The sequence below is a fragment of the Pseudoalteromonas sp. GW168-MNA-CIBAN-0100 genome (assembly GCF_040309225.1).
Taxonomy (GTDB): Bacteria; Pseudomonadota; Gammaproteobacteria; order Enterobacterales; family Alteromonadaceae; genus Pseudoalteromonas; species Pseudoalteromonas arctica.
This window is the reverse complement of record NZ_JBEOOL010000527.1, coordinates 1-275: the sequence shown is the minus strand read 5'-3', so window position 1 is coordinate 275 and position 275 is coordinate 1. Positions and strand designations below refer to the sequence as shown.

The following is a 275-nucleotide window of genomic DNA, read 5'->3' as shown; positions in this document are numbered from 1 at the left end:
CCTCTACTCGGTGCGTACACGCACCAAGGGCACTTATTGCTGCAAATACAATAAGTACTTTTATGCTTAACGACTGTTTCATCATTAGTTTCCTTTTTGTGAGTATTGTTGCTCAACTTTTTGTGTAATTTCATCACTTAAGCGCAATGCACGTAATAAAGTAAATATATTTTCTTCATGATTATAATTAAAGTTAACTTGCTGCTCTGCTTGCTTATTATAACCTTGCAAATTTACGCCAAGCTTTAGCCAACCATCACTTTTAAGTGCCACAC

1 protein-coding gene is annotated in these 275 nt (G+C 35.6%); it reads right to left on the bottom strand.

Features of this window, described 5'->3' with window-relative positions:
- Positions 1 to 84 precede the first annotated feature (84 nt).
- Positions 85 to 275 (bottom strand): intermembrane phospholipid transport protein YdbH family protein (locus tag AAEY62_RS22280; RefSeq protein WP_350636584.1); only part of this gene is annotated, 191 nt, incomplete at its 5' end.